The organism is Mesonia sp. K4-1 (assembly GCF_008017825.1).
Taxonomy (GTDB): Bacteria; Bacteroidota; Bacteroidia; order Flavobacteriales; family Flavobacteriaceae; genus Mesonia.
In genome coordinates this window covers 77,187-99,997 of sequence record NZ_VRLS01000026.1, presented here as the reverse complement: position 1 = coordinate 99,997, position 22,811 = coordinate 77,187, and the positions used below count along the sequence as shown (strand labels likewise).

Annotated in this window: 20 protein-coding genes and 1 other RNA gene; 13 read left to right on the top strand and 8 right to left on the bottom strand. The window is 30.7% G+C overall.

Translation table 11 applies throughout. The annotated features are described in order from the left end of the window. Positions 1–29: 29 nt before the first annotated feature. Together FT986_RS04720 and FT986_RS04715 are read left to right on the top strand one after the other, a co-directional pair. Positions 30–1,466, top strand: coding sequence for an MBOAT family protein (locus FT986_RS04720; protein ID WP_147864085.1), 1,437 nt, complete (start codon positions 30–32; stop codon positions 1,464–1,466). Positions 1,467–1,502: 36 nt separating this feature from the next. After that, positions 1,503–2,336 carry a hypothetical protein gene (locus FT986_RS04715; protein ID WP_147864084.1) on the top strand — a complete coding sequence of 278 codons (834 nt, stop codon included), beginning with the start codon at positions 1,503–1,505 and terminating at the stop codon, positions 2,334–2,336. A 57-nt stretch (positions 2,337–2,393) separates the two neighbouring features. Here FT986_RS04715 and FT986_RS04710 read toward each other — a convergent pair whose 3' ends face one another. The 4 genes from FT986_RS04710 to typA all read right to left on the bottom strand — a co-directional run bounded on the left by FT986_RS04710 (position 2,394) and on the right by typA (position 8,260). Beyond that, the gene (locus FT986_RS04710; RefSeq protein WP_147864083.1) at positions 2,394–3,248 is read right to left on the bottom strand and encodes a glycosyltransferase family A protein; all 855 of its coding nucleotides are present in this window, start codon (positions 3,246–3,248) and stop codon (positions 2,394–2,396) included. Position 3,249: 1 nt separating this feature from the next. Continuing rightward, the gene (locus FT986_RS04705) at positions 3,250–4,419 is read right to left on the bottom strand and encodes a sulfatase-like hydrolase/transferase (RefSeq protein WP_187248575.1); all 1,170 of its coding nucleotides are present in this window, start codon (positions 4,417–4,419) and stop codon (positions 3,250–3,252) included. Between the two features lie 560 nt (positions 4,420–4,979). Continuing rightward, positions 4,980–6,299, bottom strand: coding sequence for an O-antigen translocase (locus tag FT986_RS04700; RefSeq protein ID WP_147864081.1), 1,320 nt, complete (start codon positions 6,297–6,299; stop codon positions 4,980–4,982). Positions 6,300–6,460: 161 nt separating this feature from the next. After that, the gene (gene typA, locus FT986_RS04695) at positions 6,461–8,260 is read right to left on the bottom strand and encodes a translational GTPase TypA (RefSeq protein WP_147864080.1); all 1,800 of its coding nucleotides are present in this window, start codon (positions 8,258–8,260) and stop codon (positions 6,461–6,463) included. A 416-nt stretch (positions 8,261–8,676) separates the two neighbouring features. Between typA and FT986_RS04690 the strand changes: the two genes are divergently transcribed. The 4 genes from FT986_RS04690 (at position 8,677) to kdsA (ending at position 13,253) form a co-directional block, all read left to right on the top strand. Further along, positions 8,677–9,837 (top strand): hypothetical protein, encoded by a 1,161-nt coding sequence (locus FT986_RS04690; protein WP_147864079.1) that lies wholly within the window; start codon positions 8,677–8,679, stop codon positions 9,835–9,837. 12 nt (positions 9,838–9,849) lie between these two features. Next, positions 9,850–11,463: a BCCT family transporter gene (locus FT986_RS04685; protein WP_147864078.1), complete on the top strand. Its 1,614-nt coding sequence runs from the start codon at positions 9,850–9,852 to the stop codon at positions 11,461–11,463. Then, positions 11,463–12,320 (top strand): universal stress protein, encoded by an 858-nt coding sequence (locus tag FT986_RS04680; protein ID WP_147864077.1) that lies wholly within the window; start codon positions 11,463–11,465, stop codon positions 12,318–12,320. Before FT986_RS04685 ends, FT986_RS04680 begins: the two co-directional genes overlap by 1 nt. Before the next feature lie 114 nt (positions 12,321–12,434). Beyond that, complete coding sequence (kdsA, locus tag FT986_RS04675) at positions 12,435–13,253, top strand: 3-deoxy-8-phosphooctulonate synthase (RefSeq protein ID WP_147864130.1); 819 nt, start codon at positions 12,435–12,437, stop codon at positions 13,251–13,253. A 77-nt stretch (positions 13,254–13,330) separates the two neighbouring features. On the opposite strand, the gene FT986_RS04670 is transcribed toward kdsA, so the two are convergent. Continuing rightward, positions 13,331–14,185 carry an endonuclease/exonuclease/phosphatase family protein gene (locus FT986_RS04670; protein ID WP_147864076.1) on the bottom strand — a complete coding sequence of 285 codons (855 nt, stop codon included), beginning with the start codon at positions 14,183–14,185 and terminating at the stop codon, positions 13,331–13,333. Beyond that, on the bottom strand, positions 14,175–15,377 hold the full coding sequence (locus FT986_RS04665; protein ID WP_147864075.1) for an NAD(P)-dependent oxidoreductase: 1,203 nt from the start codon (positions 15,375–15,377) through the stop codon (positions 14,175–14,177). Before FT986_RS04665 ends, FT986_RS04670 begins: the two co-directional genes overlap by 11 nt. Positions 15,378–15,626: 249 nt before the next feature. Here FT986_RS04665 and ssrA point away from each other — a divergent pair. From ssrA to FT986_RS04640, 5 genes are all read left to right on the top strand, one after another. Continuing rightward, positions 15,627–16,026: a transfer-messenger RNA gene (gene ssrA / locus FT986_RS04660) on the top strand. A 135-nt stretch (positions 16,027–16,161) separates the two neighbouring features. Further along, a complete protein-coding gene (locus FT986_RS04655) occupies positions 16,162–17,340 on the top strand; it encodes a hypothetical protein (protein ID WP_147864074.1) in 1,179 nt (392 codons plus the stop codon). 163 nt (positions 17,341–17,503) lie between these two features. Then, on the top strand, positions 17,504–17,683 hold the full coding sequence (locus FT986_RS16280; protein ID WP_147864129.1) for a tetratricopeptide repeat protein: 180 nt from the start codon (positions 17,504–17,506) through the stop codon (positions 17,681–17,683). A 150-nt stretch (positions 17,684–17,833) separates the two neighbouring features. After that, positions 17,834–18,037 (top strand): tetratricopeptide repeat protein, encoded by a 204-nt coding sequence (locus FT986_RS04645; RefSeq protein WP_147864073.1) that lies wholly within the window; start codon positions 17,834–17,836, stop codon positions 18,035–18,037. Between the two features lie 39 nt (positions 18,038–18,076). Continuing rightward, positions 18,077–19,306, top strand: a complete 1,230-nt coding sequence (locus tag FT986_RS04640; RefSeq protein ID WP_147864072.1) for an outer membrane beta-barrel protein — start codon at positions 18,077–18,079, stop codon at positions 19,304–19,306. Positions 19,307–19,344: 38 nt separating this feature from the next. On the opposite strand, the gene FT986_RS04635 is transcribed toward FT986_RS04640, so the two are convergent. Beyond that, a complete protein-coding gene (locus tag FT986_RS04635; protein WP_147864071.1) occupies positions 19,345–20,106 on the bottom strand; it encodes an XRE family transcriptional regulator in 762 nt (253 codons plus the stop codon). Positions 20,107–20,203: 97 nt separating this feature from the next. Here FT986_RS04635 and FT986_RS04630 point away from each other — a divergent pair, with 97 nt between their 5' ends. Beyond that, positions 20,204–21,466, top strand: a complete 1,263-nt coding sequence (locus tag FT986_RS04630) for a putative DNA modification/repair radical SAM protein (RefSeq protein WP_147864070.1) — start codon at positions 20,204–20,206, stop codon at positions 21,464–21,466. A gap of 3 nt (positions 21,467–21,469) precedes the next feature. Further along, positions 21,470–22,234, top strand: coding sequence for a TIGR03915 family putative DNA repair protein (locus tag FT986_RS04625; protein WP_147864069.1), 765 nt, complete (start codon positions 21,470–21,472; stop codon positions 22,232–22,234). A 288-nt stretch (positions 22,235–22,522) separates the two neighbouring features. Here the strand turns inward: FT986_RS04625 and FT986_RS04620 are convergent, their stop codons facing one another. Continuing rightward, positions 22,523–22,798: an ATP-dependent Clp protease adaptor ClpS gene (locus tag FT986_RS04620; protein WP_147864128.1), complete on the bottom strand. Its 276-nt coding sequence runs from the start codon at positions 22,796–22,798 to the stop codon at positions 22,523–22,525. Positions 22,799–22,811: the final 13 nt, after the last annotated feature.

Sequence of the window (22,811 nt, the reverse complement as noted above, 5' to 3'; positions counted from 1 at the left end):
ATCATAATAATATAGAATAAATAGAAAAAATGCTTTTTAACTCTATTGATTTTGCAATATTCTTACCGATAGTTTTTATTTTGTATTGGTTCGTAACAGAAAAAAACTTAAAACTACAAAACTTCCTAATTGTTATTGCTAGTTATTTATTTTATGGATGGTGGGACTGGAGGTTTCTATCATTAATTTTGTTTAGTACCCTTGTTGATTATTCTGTAGGCTTGAGATTGAAAGATGAAGAAAATCAGAATAAGAGAAAAATACTATTATGGATAAGTATATTGGTAAACTTAGGATTTCTTGGTTTCTTTAAATACTACAATTTCTTTTTAGAGAATTTCACAACTGCTTTCTCTTTTTTTGGAACAGAAATTAATGCTAATTCATTAAATATCATTTTACCTGTTGGGGTTAGTTTTTATACGTTTCAAACTTTAAGTTACACGATTGATATTTACAAAAGAAAACTTGAACCTACAAAAAATTATATTGCATTTTCAGCATTTGTAAGCTTCTTTCCACAGTTAGTTGCCGGACCTATTGAAAGGGCTACAAGTTTACTTCCTCAGTTTTATAAAAAAAGAATTTTTGACTACTCGAAGGCAGTTGACGGTATGCGACAAATTCTTTGGGGTTTATTCAAGAAAGTTGTAATTGCCGACAATTGTGCAGAATATGCTAACTTAATTTTTAATAATTCTGACAATTATTCGGGAAGCACATTAATTGTTGGTGCTATATTTTTTACATTTCAGATTTATGGTGACTTTTCAGGCTATTCAGATATTGCTATAGGAACATCAAGACTTTTCGGTTTTGACTTAAAGCGAAATTTTGCTTTTCCCTACTTCTCAAGAGATATTGCTGAATTTTGGAGAAGATGGCATATTTCACTTTCAACTTGGTTTAGAGATTATCTTTACATTCCTTTAGGGGGGAGTCGCGGTGGAACTTGGATGAAAGTTAGAAATACATTTATCATTTTTATCGTAAGTGGATTTTGGCACGGTGCAAATTGGACATTTATGGTTTGGGGGGCCTTAAATGCGATTTATTTTTTACCACTTTTATTGACTAATATCAATAGAAATAATTTAGAAATTGTAGCTCACGGAAAGTTATTACCAAATATGAGAGAATTAATATTGATGCTTACCACGTTTAGCTTAACTGTTCTCGCTTGGATATTCTTTCGAGCTGAAAATATCACACATGCTTTCAGATATATTTCAGAAATTTTTTCAATCTCAACATTTTCTATCCCCCAAGAACACCCTAAAAATATCATTTTACTATTAATGTTTTTTGTATTAATTGAGTGGTTGGGAAGAGAAGGTCGGTATGCTATTTCTCACCTTGGCACTACTTGGAGACGATCTGTGAGATATGCATTTTATTATGCAATATTAATTGCCATATTTTGGTTTGGAGGCAAAGAACAAGAGTTTATTTATTTTCAATTTTAAATGATGTATCGATTTATACGTAAAATAATCATTTTTATGATGTTACCCATTTTGTATTTTGGCACAAATATGATCATCAACTACTTTATATATAACAAACAACCTGTAGATATAAAAAACACTAACGTTATTATTGTAGGTGATTCACACCCAGAAAAAAGTTTAATCCCAAAGTATTTTTATGATGCCCAAAACATTTCTCAACCAGGGGAACCTTATGTATTAACCTATTGGAAATTGAAAAAAATCTTTAATTCATATATTCCCGATACTTTAATAATTGGATTTGCGCCTCAAAATATCACTCAATACAATGATTTAAAATTTTCAGATGAAAGGTGGTCCAGTGAAATGTTTAAAAGAAGTTATCCAATTCAAGAATTTACTGAAATTTCAAATGCAATTTCTGTTAACTATAAGACTTTTTATAAGGTACTGTGGAAGCAAACTGCGTTTTACCCTAAAACAAATCATGTTAATTACATAGGCAATTACTCTAACATTAATAGAAGTGACCTTAGCGATTCTATATTTGCTATAGAAACCCATTATTATCATAAAGGAGCAGAATTGAATGTATCAAAAACAGCTGTTAATCACCTAGATTCTATCATTCAATTATGCAATTCAAAAAATATTGAATTAATTATGACAAGTAATCCAGTTCATGAAAAATATCTTAAAAAAATCCCTGATGTTATCATGAATAAATATGTTGGTTTAACTAATAAATATCGTATTGACCATATTATGTATAACAAAACTACAGAGAAATATCCTGACTCACTTTACCTAAACTCAGATCATTTAAATGATAATGGAGCAAAAAAATTCACACAAGAATTTATTGATTATCTAAAAAATCGATGATAAATTTATAAAAATAAATAGTTGAGAGAACCCATAAGCTAATTTGCAATAATCACCTTAGTTTCTTTTTTCTAAACCTTTTTTTAATAAGATTTTGTAAGCGGCAATTCCTGAAAACCCCACCTTAACTTTGGGTAGGATTTCTTTAAATGAAATTCGGTTACTTACATACAAAAACCGCACATACTTAAACACCCACAAATAAGCTAACCCTCCATAATATTTATAATGAAAAGCACTTCTAGCTTTAATAACTTTTTCATTTTCACCAAAACTACCTGTGCTAAAATTAGGATGCACAAGTATAGTCTCTGGAACAAAATAGGCTTTAGCCTTGGCAGCTAATACATTTTTCATGAAAACATACTCATTAGCACATTCAAAAGTAGAACCAATACCAAAATATTTATTGTATAGAATATTTTGACCTTTTAATCTTTCAAGATCAAAACTGATAACAACTCCATTTACTTTTATAATAGATTTTTGTGTATGTAGAAAACTAAAGTCTTTATAATCTTGATATTCTTCACCATCTTCATTTAACATTTTAAAGGTGATTACCGTAGCTTCATTAAATTCATTATAAGCAGATAATATCTTTTTTTCAAAGCCTGCGCTATAAACCACATCATCATCAGCTACTAAGCAAATTTTATTTACAGCATTTTTTATAGCCATATTTCTACTTTGTGGCAATCCAGTTTCATGAGTATTGATGACTCTAATATTTTTAGAGTTAGAAGTTAGCACACAATCCTCCGTAGTCTGATTTATAATCAAAATTGAGTACTTAGATAAATCATTATTTTTAAACATTTTGCGTAAAAAATCTAATGATTTCCGATTCATCGTAGAGATTAAAATCTCGATATCATTAATACCATATGATATATGTTTTTTAGCCTCCATACTATTCTTTTTTTATAGTTTCATTGGCTTTCCAATCATAATTATCAAAATCAATACCCATACCTACGATTCGTTTTTTAAATTTAAATTCCTCTGAAAAGATACTTTTTTGTAATTCCAATTCGTCAAATTTAATCTTAGATAAATCTGACAAACTGTGTATAAAATCATCTAAAACATATGGCCTATTCGACTCAAATGAGAGATTATGATTTTCTATAAATTTTTCAGACTTCCATAATATAAACGGTATTTCGAACATCGTTTTTGTTGGATTATCATCTAGATGGCCTGCGAAATCTCTTACACCGTATAGCTCTTCTCCATGATCAGAAATATAAATAACATAACTTTCTTCTAATTTATCTTTCACTTTTGAAATAACTTCTGAAACAAAATAATCATTATATAAAACAGCATTGTCATAATTATTTCTTCTTTTCAATGCTAAATCTGAATTAAATTTACTTCTAGGTTTTGCAGTAAACTTTTCAAATTCTTTAGGAAATCTATCTTTATACCTAAGGTGAGTACCTAAAATATGTAATACAATAAATTTTTTATCTGAAGGGTCATTTAAAGCTTCTTCTAAGTGAGGAAATAGAATTTCATCATAAGGAGTAACAAAACTTGTTTTGGCTGTATTTGTATAATGATAAACATCTGCTGCCTTGGAAGCTTTGGTTATTAGACTTTCGGAGTAACCAATTGGACGCTGATTAGACAGCCAAAAGGTTTTAAAGCCAGCTTGATTAAAAAGTTGAACAATAGATGATTCGGAAGATTGTTCAAAATTGTTCAGTGTTAAAATTTTTTTTAGAGAGCCTATACTATATGCATGCGGACTGATTACATTATCATAGATAAATAATTCGTCCCTCAAAGCCGTTAAATTGGGAGTATTTTCCCGGTAATGCCCGTAAACTCCTAAATGACTTCGAGTTGTAGACTCTCCAATAACCAATACATATATTGCCTTTTTATTTTTTGAAAGATGTTTAACGTTAGAAAACTCACCTTCTTTTTTATCTATATCATAAGACGCAATTTTCTGTTGTTCTGACCAATAACTTAATGAGGCTTCACATAGAGCATAAGGAAAGTTAAATTTTATTAAATTCGTATAACTTAAAAAGCAAAGAGATAAAAAGAAAGGAATAACTAAAATCAATCTTATCTTTTTAATAATAAATATTGGTTTAAACCATTTGTTCATGATCTTATAAAAACCAATTCCAAAAAGCACTAAACACACAAAATAAAAAATTATAGGCAAGCTTAAATAAAATTGCAGAAACTCTTTAGCTTCAGCTATATTCGTCTCTAAAAGGATGAAAATTGTTGATGCGCTAAATATGGCTGAAAAAACTTTAAAAAAGCTAGTTTCTAAAAACAGAAAAAGTAAAAAAGCTACATAATGAAATAAAAGTAAAAACTTTTGAACTTTAGCATTTTTAAAAAACGGTACGGTTAACAATAACATTCCTACAAAAACCGTATTTTCAATCACATTCTTTATTCTATCTTTAGTTAGCTCTGAAAAATAAAGTTCATAGAAAAAAGATAAAACAATAGGTAGCAACCAAAAAAAAAGATAAATTTTTATGACTCGAATCCTTTCTTGACTTATTTGTTTCATCATGCGAAATCCACTCTATTCTTTAAACGTAAATTGCGAATATAATATATATTTGATCGTATATATAGTATTTTTAAAAGTCTAGTTAATACTTAACTATTAGAGCTTTTTGTATAATTTTTTACATATTTTAAATTAAACAAATCCTTTCTATAAATAAATAGTATGAGTAAAAAGTATAAGATGTTGATTAAAGCGTGTGCATAAACAACACCCTCAATACCTAAAACCTTTAAAAAGTAAATGCTGAATAGATAAAAACCAACGGCTTTAAATAAATCGGTTGCAATAAATCTTTTTACTTGTCTTTGAGCATGCATTTGATAGGTCATGACCAATGCTAATATATAAAAAAAGTCACCTATCAATTGACCTAAAAATAAATCTTGAACAGGTAAAAATTCTAGAGAATAAACTACCCTTAAAATGTAATATCTCAGAACATATATAACAATTAAACCTATTCCATAAAACGGAATAATTAATTTATAAAATTCCAATACGGTTTCCCTAAACGTATTTTTACTATTAGCTGCAGATAATTTTGGCAACACGTAGAGATTGATTATTGAAACCATAAGAAGAATGTAATGAGAAGACAGTCTACTCATAGCTTCCCAATAACCTGCATCTGTAGTTGACAATACTACCATAATTTCTCTCCTTACACCTAAGTAAACTAATGGAAACGTTATACTAGAGATTAAAGTCATTAATCCATATTTAGATAAACTAGAAACTATCTTTTTGGGGAAATAAAAAAGTTTTAAATTTTTAAAAAGGTAATAATAAGGTCTAGCGTAAAAAAGAGTAAAAATAAATTGAAAAGCAGAAAGTAAAATAACAGTCACAAATGCACCTTCAAGCTCTAGAAAATATAACAATATTGAGAATAAAACTAAATTGAAAATACTCGTAATTATATTTATAGAAATCACTTTTTTAAAAGCCGATAGACCTTGAAGTATAGATAAAACAAAAAGGTTAAGTGTATTTACAGGAAGACTAAATGCTATTAGATTTACTATCCACGCATACTCCTTGGTTTGAAAGATATATTGTGAAACCTCCTCATTAAACACTATAAGAAGTATACTAACGACTATACTTACTAATAAGCCTACACTAAAAAAAGTATTAGTTAGTATTTGTAATAGTTTTTTCTTTTCTCTACTCTTCGCTATATGGCTTACTACTCCTTTTTGTATTCCCGAAGAGGCTATAGTATTAATTAAGTTTTGACCATTTCTTAAGTTTCCTATGAGTGCAATACCTACTGGTCCTAAAAAATAGGCCGTAAGCTTAGAAATAATTAAACCTGTTATCATTTTCATTAAAATAGCTCCGCTGTTTAGTGAAGTTATTTTTAATAAAGGATTTTCTTTTATATAGTTTATAAATTTCGGACGCATTTAGATGAGTTAAGATACCTAAACAGTTTTATCAAAATTGAAGCTTATTATAATTGTTAAGGTTACGAAGATACAATAATGAAGATAAATCATTACAGAAGCTTTTATAAAAGAAAAACCCCAAACACAAGGCTTGGGGTTTTATTTAATTCCGTAAAGAATTATATAATCTTATTACGTTTACGCTCATTTTCCGTTAAGTAAATTTTTCTTAACCTTAAGTGGTTAGGAGTTACTTCTACGTATTCATCTTTTTGAATGTATTCTAATGCTTCTTCTAAGCTAAACTTAATTGCAGGAACAATTTTCGCTTTATCATCTGCTCCAGAAGAACGTACGTTAGAAAGCTTCTTAGTTTTAGTAATATTTACTGCCATATCATCTTGGCGAGAATTTTCACCAATAACCTGACCTTCGTAAATATCTTCACCCGGATCTACAAAGAACTTACCTCTATCTTGTAATTTATCGATAGAGTAAGGTATTGCCGAACCTTTTTCCATAGAAACCAAAGAACCATTTAAACGTTCTGGGATTCCTCCTTTTAAAGGTTGGTATTCTTTATAACGGTGAGCCATAATAGCTTCTCCAGCAGTAGCGGTTAACAATTGGTTACGTAAACCTATAATTCCTCTTGACGGAATAATAAACTCGCAAACCATACGCTCGCCTTTAGCTTCCATGCTCAACATTTCCCCTTTTCTCATGGTCACCATTTCAACAGCTTTACCTGAAACAGATTCTGGTAAATCTATAGTCAACTCTTCAACTGGCTCACACTTTACACCATCAATTTCTTTAATGATTACTTGTGGCTGACCAATTTGAAGCTCATAACCTTCTCTTCTCATCGTTTCAATTAAAACTGATAAGTGAAGTACTCCACGACCGTAAACTAAAAATTTATCGGCACTATCTGTTTCGTTTACACGAAGTGCTAAATTCTTTTCTAACTCTTTATTTAAACGGTCTTTAATATGTCTAGAAGTAACAAACTTTCCATCTTTTCCGAAGAAAGGCGAATCGTTAATGGTAAATAACATACTCATCGTAGGCTCATCTATAGCAATAGTTTTAAGACCCTCTGGATTTTCAATATCGGCAACGGTATCACCAATTTCAAAACCTTCTAATCCTACAATTGCACAAATATCACCAGCTTGTACTTCTTCTACTTTTCTTCTTCCTAGACCTTCAAAAGTATGAAGCTCTTTAATTTTAGTTTTTACAATGCTTCCATCTCTTTTCACCAAAGAAACTTGCATTCCTTCTTTTAGACTTCCTCTTTGTAAACGTCCAATAGCAATTCTACCCGTAAATGAAGAGAAATCTAAAGAAGTAATTAACATTTGAGTTGTTCCTTCCTCAATTTTCGGAGAAGGAATATGATCCATTACCATATCTAGTAAAGGTTCAATATTTTCTGTTTCATTTCTCCAATCATCACTCATCCAGTTGTTTTTAGCTGAACCGTAAACTGATGGGAAATCTAACTGCCATTCTTCTGCTCCTAACTCAAACATTAAGTCAAAAACTTTTTCATGTACCTCGTCTGGAGTACAGTTTTCTTTATCAACTTTATTGATAACCACACAAGGCTTAAGACCTAAGTCAATCGCTTTCTGCAATACAAAACGAGTTTGTGGCATAGGACCTTCAAAAGCATCTACTAACAATAGAACACCATCGGCCATATTTAAAACACGCTCTACCTCTCCACCAAAATCGGCGTGACCAGGAGTATCAATAATATTAATTTTTGTATCCTTATATACTACAGATACGTTTTTAGAGGTAATAGTAATACCACGTTCTCTTTCAAGATCATTATTATCTAAAATAAGATCGCCGGTATTCTCGTTTTCACGGAATAAACGGCAGTGGTACATAATTTTATCAACCAAAGTAGTTTTACCGTGGTCAACGTGTGCAATAATTGCAATGTTTTTGATTGCTGTCATAAAAAGCCCTTTTTAAAAGGCTGCAAATGTACGTTTAATTTTCTGATAATAAAGCTATAACCCAAAAATATAATATTACGGTGATAGAAACGTAAAATTTTAACAGTAAAACCTTAATTATTAGTCAAATTGGGCTTTGAATAAGAAATCTTCATTTACTTCACCCTAAGTCAATCTCTTTCTATTATTTTCTTTATTAAAACCTAAAAATGTTACTTTTCGGTTAAATAAATAAGGAAGCGAAACAGTAAATTAAGTAATAAAAAACTTAAAAGGGAGACAGTTTTAAAAGATAGCTCATTTTGTTACAAATATAAATAAACTCTAAATTATTATTAAATTTCGGTCAATTTCAGCGACTTTAAGATTTTTCAACTTAATTTTCCAAAATAACCCATCTGAAAAATCTATATAGAATGTCGAAAATTACTCATTTCTTATCTTTTTCTTTAGGCATTATTTTGTTTGCAACCCCCTTTTTAAGCTTCGGTCAAGACAAAGTTGCAGAAGAAAAAGAAAAACCAAAACTAGAACTTCACGGGGCCGTACGTTTTAATTACATCAATTCTTCTTGGAAGGCCGAACAAAAAGCTAAAGGTGGCGAGTTTGGGTATGATATGATCGCTATAAAACCTAAAGCTTCCTATAAAAAATTGTCCTTAAACGCAGAATACAGATTTTATTCCGAAGCCTTTGGCGGTAGTTTTTTAAAAAATGGATGGATCGCTTATCATTTTAACCCACAAAATCAAATACAAGCTGGATTAGTTTATGTCCCTTTCGGAATTCAGCAATACAATTCTAACAACTGGTTTTTTAACATCACCTATTACGTAGGTTTAGAAGACGATCATGATATGGGACTAAAATATGTTCATGAAGATGAAACATTTAAATATGCTTTTGCTTTCTTTAAAAATGCGGAGGAAATGCAATTTGTTGGTGGTGAAGAACACGATTCTAGTAGATATGCATACGATGTGGTGGGAAGAAATAAGGAAACTAATCAACTAAACGGTAATTTTGTATGGAAATTTGGCGGCCATGTAGACCACCGATTAGGTATTTCTGCACAAGTAGGGCAACTCTATAATTTAGATACTGAAGAAAATGGAAACCATTATGCTCTCGCTCTTCATTATGAAGTTTATTACCACGAATGGAATTTTAAAATAAGTCTTAACAATGTAGCTCATAACCCTAAAAATGGAGAAGGTTTATCTGACGACAGAATACAAATGGGAGCATATGGAATACCCTACGAAGTTGCCTCCAACTTTAATATTTATACCCTATCTGCTTCTAGAAAATTTGATATTAACTGGGGGCCTTTTGAAAAAATTGAAGCTTATAATGATTTTGGGTGGATGCAAAAACAGAAGAAAGAATTTGACTCTTCTATAATGAATGTAGTTGGTTTTAAAATTACCGCTGGGAATTTACTTACTTTTGTTGATTATGCCGCAGGGTATAATCACTCTTGGCTGGGGGGCAACTTTGTAGATGACTTTTCTACAGGAACCCCAGGAACAAAATGGGAAGCTCGATTCAATATAAATGTAGGATACTACTTTTAATCAAATTATTTTATGGCTAAAAAAGTTACGCGAAGCGACGAGAAAAAATCAATTTTTGGATTGGATGTAAACGGACCCGTTTTTTTTACATCGGTTATTTTCATAGTTGTCAGTATTACTCTTACAATTATATTTGAAAAGAAAGCAGAAACGGCTTTTGCTAATATTCAGCATGCGGTGGCTGAAAACGCAGACTGGTTTTTTATACTAACCATCAACTTATTTTTAATATTCTTAGTTTATCTCGCGTTAGGTAAATTCGGAAAACTTAGAATTGGCGGCCAAAATGCAAAGCCTGAATTTAAAAATATGTCATGGTTCGCTATGCTCTTTAGTGCTGGTATGGGAATTGGATTACTTTTCTTTGGAGTTGCAGAACCGATAAAACATCTTGGAAATCCCCCCACAGCAGAACCTAATACCGTAGCTGCAGCACAAGAAGCAATGAATTTCACCTTTTTACATTGGGGTTTTCATGCTTGGGCTGTCTACGCATTAGTAGGGTTAGCATTATCCTATTTCACATATTCAAGGGGACTACCTCTTACCATACGATCTATCTTTTATCCTTTTTTAGGTGATAAAATTCATGGAAGAATCGGAGATATCATTGATGTTTTCGCAGTTCTCGCTACTCTTTTTGGTTTAGCTACCTCTTTAGGATTTGGAGTTCAGCAAATAGCCAGTGGATTAAATCATGTATTCGGTGTTTCCGATGGTACGCTAACTCAAGTTTTATTAATTGCCGGGGTAACTTTAATTGCGACTACATCTGTAGTGTTAGGGGTTGATAAGGGTGTGAAAATTTTAAGCGAATGGAATATGAGAATAGCCGTTGTGCTTTTACTATTAGCATTAGTCTTAGGGCCTACTTTATTTATTTTTAGATCTTTTGTGGAGAACACGGGAAGTTATTTCTTCAACTTCTTAAAAATTTCCACTTGGAGTGAAACATACAGTGGTACAAGTTGGCAAAATGATTGGACAGTATTTTACTGGGGTTGGTGGATTGGCTGGTCTCCATTTGTGGGAATGTTTATTGCCAGAATCTCCAAAGGTAGAACTATTAGAGAATTTATTCTTGGAGTCTTACTCGTGCCATCACTAGTTACTTTCTTTTGGATGTCTGCTTTCGGAAGTGTTTCTATACAACAAGCATTAGGAGGTGACTCAAATATTGTCATGGCTGTACAAGATGATATAGCTACAGCTTTATTTGTTTTTTTTGAAGATTACCCGTTTTCAATGATTATTAACATAGTTGCAATTGTCCTTATTGCTGGTTTCTTTATCACCTCTTCAGATTCAGGTTCATTAGTAATAGACAGTTTAACATCTGGAGGTAAGATCGATGCACCAGTGGGTCAACGCATATTTTGGGCAGTCACCGAAGGTACAGTTGCTGCAGTTCTACTTATTGGAGGAGGTCTTGAAGCTTTGCAAACTGCAACCATTGTAACTGGTTTACCCTTTGCCCTCATTCTTCTAGTAATGTGTTACTCACTTTATAAAGGTTTGAAAGAAGATTATATAAAATTAGAAAAGAAGAAATCTGAAAAACAAATGGATGACTATGAAGGAGTAGTAAAAGATATTGTTGAACGTAGAAATAAAAAGGAATCGTAATGGAAAGTGTTAAAAATATTTTAGTAGCCTTAGACTTATCTTCCATTGATAATCATTTAATAGAATACAGCGCTTTTTTGGCTGAAAAATTAGAAGTCAGCAAAGTCTATTTTGTGCATAACATTAAAAAATATGAAATCTCAGAATTATTCGAAAAAGAGCTCAGCGAAATAAATTTAGATCAACTTATTGGAGATGAACTGAATGAAAAAATTGAAGAAAAATTTAAATCTAATATAAGTTGGGAGGTATTAATTTCTGAAGATTCTAATACAGAATCTTTGATAGATTATGTGGTAAATAAATATCAAATTCACCTTACCATCATAGGAAATAAAGTAGTGAAAGAAGGTACCGGAGTGGTGTCTGCAAAACTTCTTAGATTGCTTAAATGCAATATTCTTTCAGTGCCAAAATCTGCGCAATTAAGCTTGCAAAATATCTGGGTAGGAACAGACTTTTCAGGACATTCTAAAAAATCATTCCAATTTGTAGAAGAATTCAGGGGTAAGCTTGATATCTATTTAAAATCTATACACGTATATCACGTCCCTATGCAATTTTCACCTTATATTCAAACTAATACCGCAAGCGAAAAGATTGAAAAACACCTTCAGCAAAAATCAGATAAGTTTTTTAAGAAAATGATACTTACTCCACCAGAAGAAAACCTATTAATTTTTGCAAAAGACAAAAGCGTAAGTGAAAAATTTGCTATAGAAATTGAAAAAAATAATCCCGATTTAGTTATCATTTCAGATAAGGGAGGCAATAATATTTCTTCACTTTTAATAGGGAGTCTTACTGAAGAACTATTTGATGAAATTTTAAAAAGTCCTTTACTCATTATTAAATAAACACCTTATTTTATTACCATATTAGAGATAATATTGCCTTTTTATTTATTACAATATTTAACTTCCGCTTACGGTAAATAATTTCATTATCTTTGACTTTATAAATTTTTAATGATGAAACTTAATAAAATCCCACAGATAAAACATACCAATTCAGACAACTTTTTCTTGCTTTCAGGTCCGTGTGCCATCGAAAGTGAAGAAATGGCATTAAGAATTGCAGAACAAATAATTACGATTACCGATAAACTTGAAATTCCTTATATTTTTAAAGGAAGTTTTAAAAAAGCCAATCGCAGTCGTATAGATAGTTTTACAGGTATTGGTGATAAAAAAGCATTGAAAATACTCCGTAAAGTTTCTGAAACATTTCATGTCCCTACAGTAACCGATATTCATGAAGTAAGTGACGCGGCAATGGCTGCAGAATATGTAGATATATTGCAAATACCGGCTTTTTTGGTACGCCAAACCGATTTGGTTGTCGCTGCTGCGGAAACAGGTAAGGTAGTAAACCTTAAAAAAGGACAGTTTATGAGTCCAGAAAGCATGAAACACGCGGTAACAAAAGTAACCGATTGCAATAATGAACAAGTCATGGTAACCGACCGTGGAACTATGTTTGGCTACCAAGATATGATTGTAGATTTTAGAGGAATTCCTACTATGAGAGAATTTGCTCCCACGGTTTTAGATGTGACCCATTCTCTACAACAACCCAATCAAACAAGTGGTGTTACTGGAGGAAGACCAGATATGATTGAAACCATTGCAAGAGCTGGAGTTGTAAACCATGTAGATGGTTTATTTATTGAAACTCATTTTGATCCTGCGAATGCTAAAAGTGATGGCGCCAACATGTTAGACATTAAATATCTTGAAAAGTTACTTACCAACTTGGTAAGCATTAGAAAAACGATAAATAATTTTTAAAATTAAGAATTAAAACCTCTTTAATAAAAATTAAGGTTCACAAAAAAAGCTCAGTATTTTTATACTGAGCTTTTTTATTATAGAAGAGTTAATTCAACAAAAACTGGATAATGATCTGAGGGGTACATTTCTCCATACTTATCTTGAAGCACTTCATAAGAATTTACCTTTACATTTTCATTTACAAAAATGTAATCTAATCTATACTTATGGTTTTCGGTTCGATTATTAAAATAATTAAACGTACCTAGAGGTCCTTTGGGAACAGTTATGCTTGTTGTTTTAGCATCACTATAGTAATCTCTAAACCAAACAATGGGTTCTGAACTTTCTTTAGAATTAAAATCTCCTCCAATAATCACAGGATAATTATGAGTGTTTACTTTTTTCACCCATTCATCTATTAATTGCACTCCTTTTATTTTTGATTTTGAACCTTTACTATCTAGGTGAACGTTAAAAACATAAAACTTATCTTTAGTCACTCTATTCTCTAATAATGCATAAGTTACGATTCTTGCTCCATATGCATCCCATCCTATAGACTCTACTAAAGGGGTTTCAGAAACCCAAAAAGTTTTATTTTCTTTTACTTTAAATTTATTATTGTCAAAAAAAATAGCATTACGAGTTCTTAAATATTTGTCGCTTGTTCTAGGCTCTCCTATCACAGAAAAGTTATTGAATTTAGACTGTATATAATCTATTTGATGTTTTAATGGTTCTTGCAATATGTAAACATCCACCTCTTTTTCTTTCATCTGTTTAACCACGTGATCTTTACGATTTGACCAATGCTTCAGCCCACTGTCTCCTGATATTTTTACATTATAAGTCATTATGGCTAAGTTTTTTGTTTCTTCCTTATCTTTTAAAGAAGCACAAGAAGAAAGTAAAACCAAAAAGAGAAAATACAGATAGTTATTTTTCATTTACGTAGTTTTTTAAATAAGAATATCGAGAAGTAAGTTCGCCATTAAAGGTCATTCTAGCTCGATCTAAAATTCCGTTTTTATCATCATTAAAAAAAGCAGGTATCACGTGTTTTAAGAACATATCTCCAAATCCCTCGCTAGCATCCTTAGGTAACTCACAAGGTAAATTATCTACTGCCATTACTGTGATAGCATTTACTGCATCAAACTCAACCTCACTTTGAGTTTGAGGATCATATCCATAAAAAGGATTAGCTATGGTTGAAGGTCTAATAGTCGAAGCTATAGGACCATCTATATCACAACTAACATCAGCGATAAGGTTGATCTTAAATTCTTTCTTTTTAACGTCTTCTTTTGTAAAGAAATAAGGAGCTCTATCTCCATAAAAATGTCCTGCTATAAAATAGTCGGTAACTTTTGCAAAACGCATAAAGTCTGATTCATAGGCTTCTGGGAAATTATAAAAATTATACTTATCTAACTGCTTACCATCTTTTCTCTTATTGTAGTCCAGGACATCTATCATAGCATAAACTGGTTCTTCAAATGATTTGGTTAAATAATCATGAATATTTACTTTCTTGATATGAAGATGGTCCAAAATCTCTTTAGCACCATAGGCTACTTTGCCAGAACCACTCAATGCTATTTTTATGGAAGGGATTTTTATTTGCTGAAGGTTCTCTACTACTGCCTCATAATCTGGTAAACTTTCGACTTTAGGTAAATCAAATAGCTTATCACGAAGTCCTAATCCTCTAAATCCATTATAAGCTCCTACTATACCTGCATATCTACCAAAACCAATCAAACGACTATTATTCTCATCAACAATTACTTCATGGTCGTATAATTCTATATTTTTTTCTAATACCGCTTGCAAAAGTGGCCGATTATAAGGTTGCTTTTTTATGGTATGGGAAAAGAAGAAATATTTTTTATGAGGGATAAGAGAATCAATAGGCACTTCTTTAACACCTAAGAGGATATCACAATCACTTAAATCTTCTGAAATTTGAAAACCTAATTTTTCATATTCTTCGTCTGGGAATATTCTAATATTGGAAGACTCCACTACCAGTTCACACGTAGGAAATTGTTTTTTAAGCAACGATAGTTTTTGGGGTGAAAAAACAACTCTACGATCTGGTGGTGTTTTTCTTTCTTTAATGATTCCTATCTTCATAAACTGGTATAGCTTTTGTTGTTATAACTTGCATCAAATTGATGCGTAAATATATGATTTTATTGTATATTTGCCAGCCTTACTTTGTAGGTAGTTCTTTGAATTTTATTATTGCGTTAGGGATAGAAGCGGCATCCTTTTTAAGATTTTGCCCTTAGGCAGAAGTTGAAAAAGATATAGCAGATAGCTTTTTTTAGCTAGCGGAACGCCCAAAATATTATTCTTTTTTTCGTTTACACGAAATTTTTTGGGGTCGATTTGGTTTTGACAGCGAGTCTAATTGAATGGTAAGCACGTCGAGCGCTGGGATACAGCTCGTAAATCTCATATTTCACACTTTTTTAAACGGCGAGAATAACTACGCCTTGGCTGCGTAATCCGAATTATAGTAGGATACCTTAGTCCCTGTTAGACAGGGAGCCAAGATGTCTCGTGGCAGCCTTGATTTACGGCGACCACAATTGAGGCACCGATAAAGTAACTCTAGAAACTGTAGGGTCTTGATACAGTTTTAAAATTTAATTGAGAATAAGTATGTAGTTGGTGGCTTTCGGCCGGCTGCATATCGAAAAATAAACGAGAGATAAGCGTGTAGAAAGCTATTGAATTGCTTGTTTGGACGGGAGTTCGAGTCTCCCCGACTCCACAAATTTAACTGAAACCCGTTTTTTAAACGGGTTTTTTTGTTTTTAAGCTACTTTTTATGATTGAAAATTCATTAAATATTACTATATTATTTTTTGATTCTCATCCCCCAGTAATTTTTTAATGCAAAGTTGAGTAGATGAAGTTAGTAATCGTTTCCATTTTTTCTAAAAGACAAAACCCAATTTCAAAAAAATTTGGAGAAAGCATCATCCATCATTTTCAAAATGCGAGCGATGTAAAAGAAACGGTTGTAATTACTAATTCTAAATTTCCTATAAGTTTATCTGAAAACAACTTGAAAATTATACCAAAAGCTAGTTTTCAAGGTTTCAAAAATTCTTATAAAGTTTTAAAAATGATTTATAAAGAAAAGCCCGATGCTATTTTCTTTAATGTTGACTTTACTGATAAGTCTAAAAAAAGTGGGGTTTCTCTTTTTAAATTTTTAATTCCTAGTTTCTTTTCGTTAAGAAAAACACCTTCCATTTTATTCTTAAATAATTATCTTGATAAGCTAGAGCTAAATCGCACAACATTTTCTGGTGATTATTTTAATAATAAGGTTTTTAAAGTAAAAAAATATATCATCTTTAAAATCTTACCAAAGTTTAACTTAGTTACCTTACCTAACTTTAAAGACTTTAAAAGTTTTAATAAAGAATACCCTAAGTATCCTGCAAAGCATTCACCTTACGTAAGGACGGAAAGAGTTAGTCAACCTAACTTTTTAAATGCAGATAGAAATTTATTAAAAATAAATACATATTTAGGTTCGAATCCTAATCAAGAGCTTTCATTTTTACTTCGTACTGTAAAAAAAATCAATGAAGAAAGTATTGAAATCGCACTAAATACGAATCCCGATTATTTTGACCTTGAAGAATTCATAAATTTAAATGATATCCCCCAAAATATAAAGTTTGTCAATTATTTTACTAGCAATTATTTTGAATACATTAAAAATGGAAGTATGACTTTATTCACTACTTCAGATATTTTGAATGATAAAGATATATTACAAAATGCAAGTCTAATTGGTAAACCTATAATTGTTCCTAATGAAAATAATATAAGCTCTAAAATTAGAGAAGAAGGCTATGCTGCTCATTTTTTCTCCCCAAAAAACGAAATTTCTTTAGGCAAGGGAATTTCTACTATTTACAATAGTGAAAATTACACCCTAAAACTTGCTAAAAAGAATTATGCAACAGCCTCACAAAATACTCTCGAAAGCATCACCTCTGCTTATATTAATTTATTTACAAATTATATAAACAAGAAAAAATATGCAAACTGGAAAACTTTTCATGCATAGAAATTATAAGAATTTCTTTTTTATAATTCTTACAATTTTCTCTTTTGGGAGTCAAGCTCAACCTGTTATTGATTATTATAACGAGGGACTAAAAGCATTCCAACAAAAAAATATCATTTTAGCTATTTCATCTTACACTCAACCTATATAGGCAAATCCTTTTATAAAAGAAACGTATAACCAAAGAGCTGTTGAGTATAATGAACAAAAAAAGTATCATAGAGCTTTAAGAGATTACGACCAAGCCATAGTATTAGATTCATCTTACGCTATTGCATATTTAAATAGAGCTAATGTAAAATTCAAAATTGAGGGATATATCTGGTGCAATGAAAGACTATAATAAAAGTATTTCTCTAGATAATACATCTTACATTGCCTATTATAATAGAAGTTATTTAAAAAAAGTTGGAAAATTATAGAGCGCAATTAATGATTACAATTCTTCAAATCTTTTATAAGAAATTATATTGACAAGGGATATTGCCAAAGAATGCTTTCTAGATTTGAAAAATCAATAAAGGGTTATAATCAAGCTTTACTTATAGATTCAGAAAATCCTGAGCTCTATAGCAAAAGAGGATTTCATTATCTAATGTTGAATAAGAGAAATGATGCATGTAAAGATTGGAGTAAATCTTGTAAACTAGAAGATTTAGATGCTTACGACACTATAAAAAAGTTTTGTAATAATTAAATATTGATTATTATTGAAAACTCATTCCAAAATCATAACATGAAACAAATTTTACTTCTTCTATTCCTTACTTTTCACACTATATTATTTGCTCAAATTCAATATGAAAAAGGCTACTACCTCACTAATAATGGTGAAAAGGTAGAGGGATATATTGAAAATAAAGACTGGAAATATACTCCTGAATCTTTTAGTTTTAAATCGTCTTTCAATTCAAAAGAAAAAATTATTTCTATTAAAAACTCTAAATTATTTGCTTTTGAAAATTCAAAAGTTTTTGAAAAGTTCACTGTGAAAATTGATACTTCCAAAACTCAATTAAAAAATTTAAATACTGACAGGAATCCACATTATAATGAAAAAACTGTATTTTTAGAATTATTGGTTGAAGGAGACGCCAACTTATATTCTAATAATAGTACAAATTTTAAAAACAAATATTTTTTTAAAACTTCTACTAATACTATTACTCAATTAGTATTCAAAGAATACATCATCAAAAAAAGTAACAATGGCACCCCAAGTGTTGCAGAAAACAATTATTTCAAACAACAGATATTAAATAATTTGAAATGTAAAATTATTGACTTGAATAGAGTCAATAATTTATCTTATAAGAAAAAGAATCTTGTAAGAGTTTTTGAAGATTATAATAAATGTAAAGATGAAAATTATAATCCTTATTATGAGGATAAAAAGAACTCTCATAATATTGCATTATCCATTAGACCTGGACTAACATACTCCTCTATTGATTTTACTTATATTGATGATTTAAACGCAAAATTCGATACTGAAATCGGCTATAGAATAGGGTTTGAATTGGAATATATTTTACCATTTAATAATAATAAATGGGGAATCATTATAGAGCCAAGCTATTCTCAATATGACTCTCGAATTTTTCTTAAAGATAATAATGATTATACATATATAGATAATAGCCAAAATATTGAAATAACCTATAATTCTTTAGGTCTTCAAGCAGGATTAAGATATTATTTCTTTATAAATAACAAATCAAGTATTTTTATAAATGGAACCTTTTATCAACAGTTTTCAGCATCTAATTCTAATTTAGAAATTCAACACAGCAGAAATTTCTCAATATATAAATCAACAAACAATTTAGCAGCAGGAGTTGGTTTTAATTTTAATAGGAAAATAGCATTAGAAATAAATTATAGTAATAGAGAACTCTTAAATTATTCAGAAATATCTGCAAAGTATAATCAATTCTCTCTAATCTTAAGCTATAATTTTTTATAAATCAAGAAAAAAGCAGTAAAATTCCATCGCCTTTTTTTTTATTTCTTTAATTGACCCAATTGTCGTTTTAAATCATCCATAGATTCTTGTAGTTGTCTTAACATGCTATTTTCTGAATTTTCATCTAGACTAAAGGTCAATTTACTATTCACTTGCCATAGCTCTTGAATATTTGAAATTAATACATCAAAAGGAGGATATTCTTTATTCAAAGAAACTAATCTAATTTTGGAAGGATCTCCTAATTTATGTAGTTTCTTCACCACTACGGTATCATACATGACTACCACATATATTTTATGATCACTCGCTTCGGTAATGCTAGAAATGGCTTTTGCTAATACCCATTCTTCTGGTCTCAAGTTTGGTAACATACTATCTCCTTCTACCTGAAAACCTCTATAAGTAGCATTTCTAAACTGCGGTAAAGGAATATCAAAAGCTGGTAAATTTCTATACCAATCTACATCTTGCACGTTTTGAGGGTAACCTGCTGCAGCTTTCTGATTAACCATGAGAATATTTTCATTCTCTTCAGAATTTAATGTAATTACTTTAGGCATGGTATCAACTTGGTGTAAAGGAAGTAACTTTTGGTTACTCTCACCGAATAACCAAAGCGGATTAATTCCAAAATGCTTTAACAACTCCATTACAACGGTTCCAGAGAGTTTAGTTCTCCCGCGTTCAATATCTGCTGTAGAACTTTTTACTCCTAAAAGCTCCGCAAACTCGGTTTGAGTATATTGGTTCTCCTCCCTAACCTCTTTAAATCTTTTTATCTCGATAGTTGTTTCCATACTCAAATATATAAACATTTTAGGATATTGTCCAATATTAAATAGTATTATTTCCTAAATATAAGAATATCTCCATATTTTTGTAAAAATTCCTAAAATGAATTATGAGAGAATTAAAGATAAGTTAAACATTCTTGCAGATGCTGCAAAGTATGATGTTTCTTGCTCAAGTAGTGGTAGCAATAGAAAAAATAAAACAAATGGTTTAGGAAATGCTGAAGGTATGGGGATTTGTCATAGTTACACTCCCGATGGTCGTTGTGTTTCTTTACTTAAAATATTACTAACCAATTATTGTATTTATGATTGTGCATACTGTGTAACTCGTGTAAGTAATGATATTAAAAGAGCTGCCTTTAAAGTTCAAGAGGTGGTTGATCTTACAATCAATTTTTATCGCAGAAATTACATTGAAGGTTTGTTTTTAAGTTCCGGTATTTTTAAAAGTCCAGATCATACTATGGAACGCCTTATTCAAGTAGCGAAAAAGCTTCGTCTTGAAGAAAACTTTAATGGATATATCCACTTAAAATCTATTCCTGGTGCAAGTGATGAGCTTATGTACGAAGCTGGATTATATGCCGATAGGCTTTCCGTAAATATAGAGATCCCCACTAAAGAAGGATTAAAACTCTTGGCTCCCGATAAGAATAGAAAGGATTTCTTGCAACCTATGAATAAGGTGAAAAATGAAATTCAGAAATATAAATCTGAGCGAAAGTTAATTAAATCGACACCTAAATATGCACCCGCAGGACAAAGCACGCAAATGATCGTTGGTGCAACCAATGAAACCGATGCAGAGGTTATGTATACGGCCACATACTTATATAAAAAATATAATATGAAACGGGTGTATTATTCAGGATACATTCCAATTTCTTATGATTCTCGACTTCCTGCAATTGGAACAGAAGTCCCTATGTTGCGCGAAAATAGGCTTTATCAAACTGATTGGCTATTGCGGTTTTATGGTTTTTCAATCGAAGAATTATTAAATAAAAATCATCCTAATTTAGATAGTGATATTGATCCTAAACTAAGTTGGGCTCTACGAAATTTACATCATTTTCCTATAGACATTAATAAAGCTGATAAACAACTTCTAGCTAGAGTACCTGGTTTGGGGATGAAATCGGTTTATAAAATCCTTCACGGAAGGAAATATAGAAAACTCAATTGGGAACATCTTCATAAAATGGGCGTAGCACTTAACCGTGCCAAATACTTTATTACTTGCAATTCTAGAAATTTTGAAACTAAAGATTACACGCCTGCACAAATTAAATATAAAATCTTATCGACTAGTCAGACAAAATATAAAAATACGCTGTCTCAACAACTTAATTTATTTGGATAAAAGATGACTTATTTTTTATATGATGGTTCTTTTGAAGGTTTACTCACCAGTATTTTTGAAGTTTATGAATATAAACTTGATAAGGTTTCTATTTGTAAAATCTCAACTTATGAAAAAGGCTTTTTCAATAAAGAAATTGAAGTGATTACCCAACAAGAGAAATCTACAAGATTACAGAAGGGAATTATAAAAATGGGATCTGCTTTAGACTTTTCGCAAATTTATCGTGCATTTTTAAGTGAATTAAATGGTGTGGAGGATTTGATTCTCAATTATACTCAATATCTCTTTACGGAAAAAAGAAGTGTAGCTAAAGATTATGCTAATAAGTATGTATTAGAAATCTCTCAAATCGTAAAAAAAATTGGCAGAGAAAAACACCGGATGGATGCTTTTGTTCGATTTAGGCTTACAAAAGATAATATTTACTTTGCGACAGTAGCGCCAGATTTTAATGTACTTCCATTAAATGAAGCGCATTTTAGAAAACGTTATGCCGATCAAAAATGGTGTATTTACGATTTAAAAAGAAATTATGGTATTTTTTATGATCTTCATAAAACAGAAATTATAAGTTTAGATCTACCTACTAATATTCTCTCTTCCTCTGAAGAATTTTTCAAACCTGAGGAATTACACTTTCAACAGCTTTGGAAAAATTACTTTAAAAGCGCTACCATTAGCTCTAGAATTAATAAAAAACTACACCAGCAACACGTTCCTATACGTTATTGGAAATATTTAAGTGAAAAGTATTTACAAGTGTAACAGTGTTAAAATATGTTAAAAGCTACTTTGTTTTACATAGTACTGTAACAAAAGTACCAATCGTGCGTCTATTAGATATATCAATCTTTTAAAACGAACATCATGAAAACTGTAGTAAACGCATTAGACAAATTAAGTTCAAGCACTTTAAATCATCACGAAGAAAAGAAAAACACCTCCGTTTTTAGTCGAAAAAAATTATGGAATAGTAAACGTAGGTATTTGATTAGCTAAACCAAAAAAGGTTGACTTTACAGTCAACCTTTTTTATTTACTTTCAGTATTTAATTATTGTATTTCTGCACTTATACCTGCATCTAGCAACTTGCTACATCTCGGTTTTAAATCGTCATAATCTCCCGTTTTCACTTCACACTTACCTTTATAATGTATAAGCATTGTACATTGTTCTGCTTGTATAGGATCATGATCACAAGTCGCAATTAACATGTCTATTACGTGATCAAATGTATTTACATCATCGTTAAAAACAATAATCTGATTTTGTTTATTTACCTTTTCTTTGGTCTTAACTTCTTCTAAAACTTCTTCTTGTACGCTCATCATATGCAATTTT

Excerpts from the sequence above, each read along its gene's own strand:
- FT986_RS04715 (WP_147864084.1), top strand. The coding sequence starts at position 1,503 with ATGATGTTACCCATTTTGTATTTTGGCACAAATATGATCATCAACTAC.
- FT986_RS04690 (WP_147864079.1), top strand. The coding sequence starts at position 8,677 with ATGTCGAAAATTACTCATTTCTTATCTTTTTCTTTAGGCATTATTTTG.
- FT986_RS04635 (WP_147864071.1), bottom strand. The coding sequence starts at position 20,106 with ATGGAAACAACTATCGAGATAAAAAGATTTAAAGAGGTTAGGGAGGAG.
- FT986_RS04645 (WP_147864073.1), top strand. The coding sequence starts at position 17,834 with ATGCTTTCTAGATTTGAAAAATCAATAAAGGGTTATAATCAAGCTTTA.
- FT986_RS04630 (WP_147864070.1), top strand. The coding sequence starts at position 20,204 with ATGAATTATGAGAGAATTAAAGATAAGTTAAACATTCTTGCAGATGCT.
- FT986_RS04670 (WP_147864076.1), bottom strand. The coding sequence starts at position 14,185 with ATGAAAAATAACTATCTGTATTTTCTCTTTTTGGTTTTACTTTCTTCT.
- FT986_RS04700 (WP_147864081.1), bottom strand. The coding sequence starts at position 6,299 with ATGCGTCCGAAATTTATAAACTATATAAAAGAAAATCCTTTATTAAAA.
- FT986_RS04620 (WP_147864128.1), bottom strand. The coding sequence starts at position 22,798 with ATGAGCGTACAAGAAGAAGTTTTAGAAGAAGTTAAGACCAAAGAAAAG.
- FT986_RS04720 (WP_147864085.1), top strand. The coding sequence starts at position 30 with ATGCTTTTTAACTCTATTGATTTTGCAATATTCTTACCGATAGTTTTT.
- FT986_RS04625 (WP_147864069.1), top strand. The coding sequence starts at position 21,470 with ATGACTTATTTTTTATATGATGGTTCTTTTGAAGGTTTACTCACCAGT.
- FT986_RS04710 (WP_147864083.1), bottom strand. The coding sequence starts at position 3,248 with ATGGAGGCTAAAAAACATATATCATATGGTATTAATGATATCGAGATT.
- typA (WP_147864080.1), bottom strand. The coding sequence starts at position 8,260 with ATGACAGCAATCAAAAACATTGCAATTATTGCACACGTTGACCACGGT.
- FT986_RS04665 (WP_147864075.1), bottom strand. The coding sequence starts at position 15,377 with ATGAAGATAGGAATCATTAAAGAAAGAAAAACACCACCAGATCGTAGA.
- FT986_RS04680 (WP_147864077.1), top strand. The coding sequence starts at position 11,463 with ATGGAAAGTGTTAAAAATATTTTAGTAGCCTTAGACTTATCTTCCATT.
- FT986_RS04640 (WP_147864072.1), top strand. The coding sequence starts at position 18,077 with ATGAAACAAATTTTACTTCTTCTATTCCTTACTTTTCACACTATATTA.
- FT986_RS04685 (WP_147864078.1), top strand. The coding sequence starts at position 9,850 with ATGGCTAAAAAAGTTACGCGAAGCGACGAGAAAAAATCAATTTTTGGA.
- kdsA (WP_147864130.1), top strand. The coding sequence starts at position 12,435 with ATGAAACTTAATAAAATCCCACAGATAAAACATACCAATTCAGACAAC.
- FT986_RS04655 (WP_147864074.1), top strand. The coding sequence starts at position 16,162 with ATGAAGTTAGTAATCGTTTCCATTTTTTCTAAAAGACAAAACCCAATT.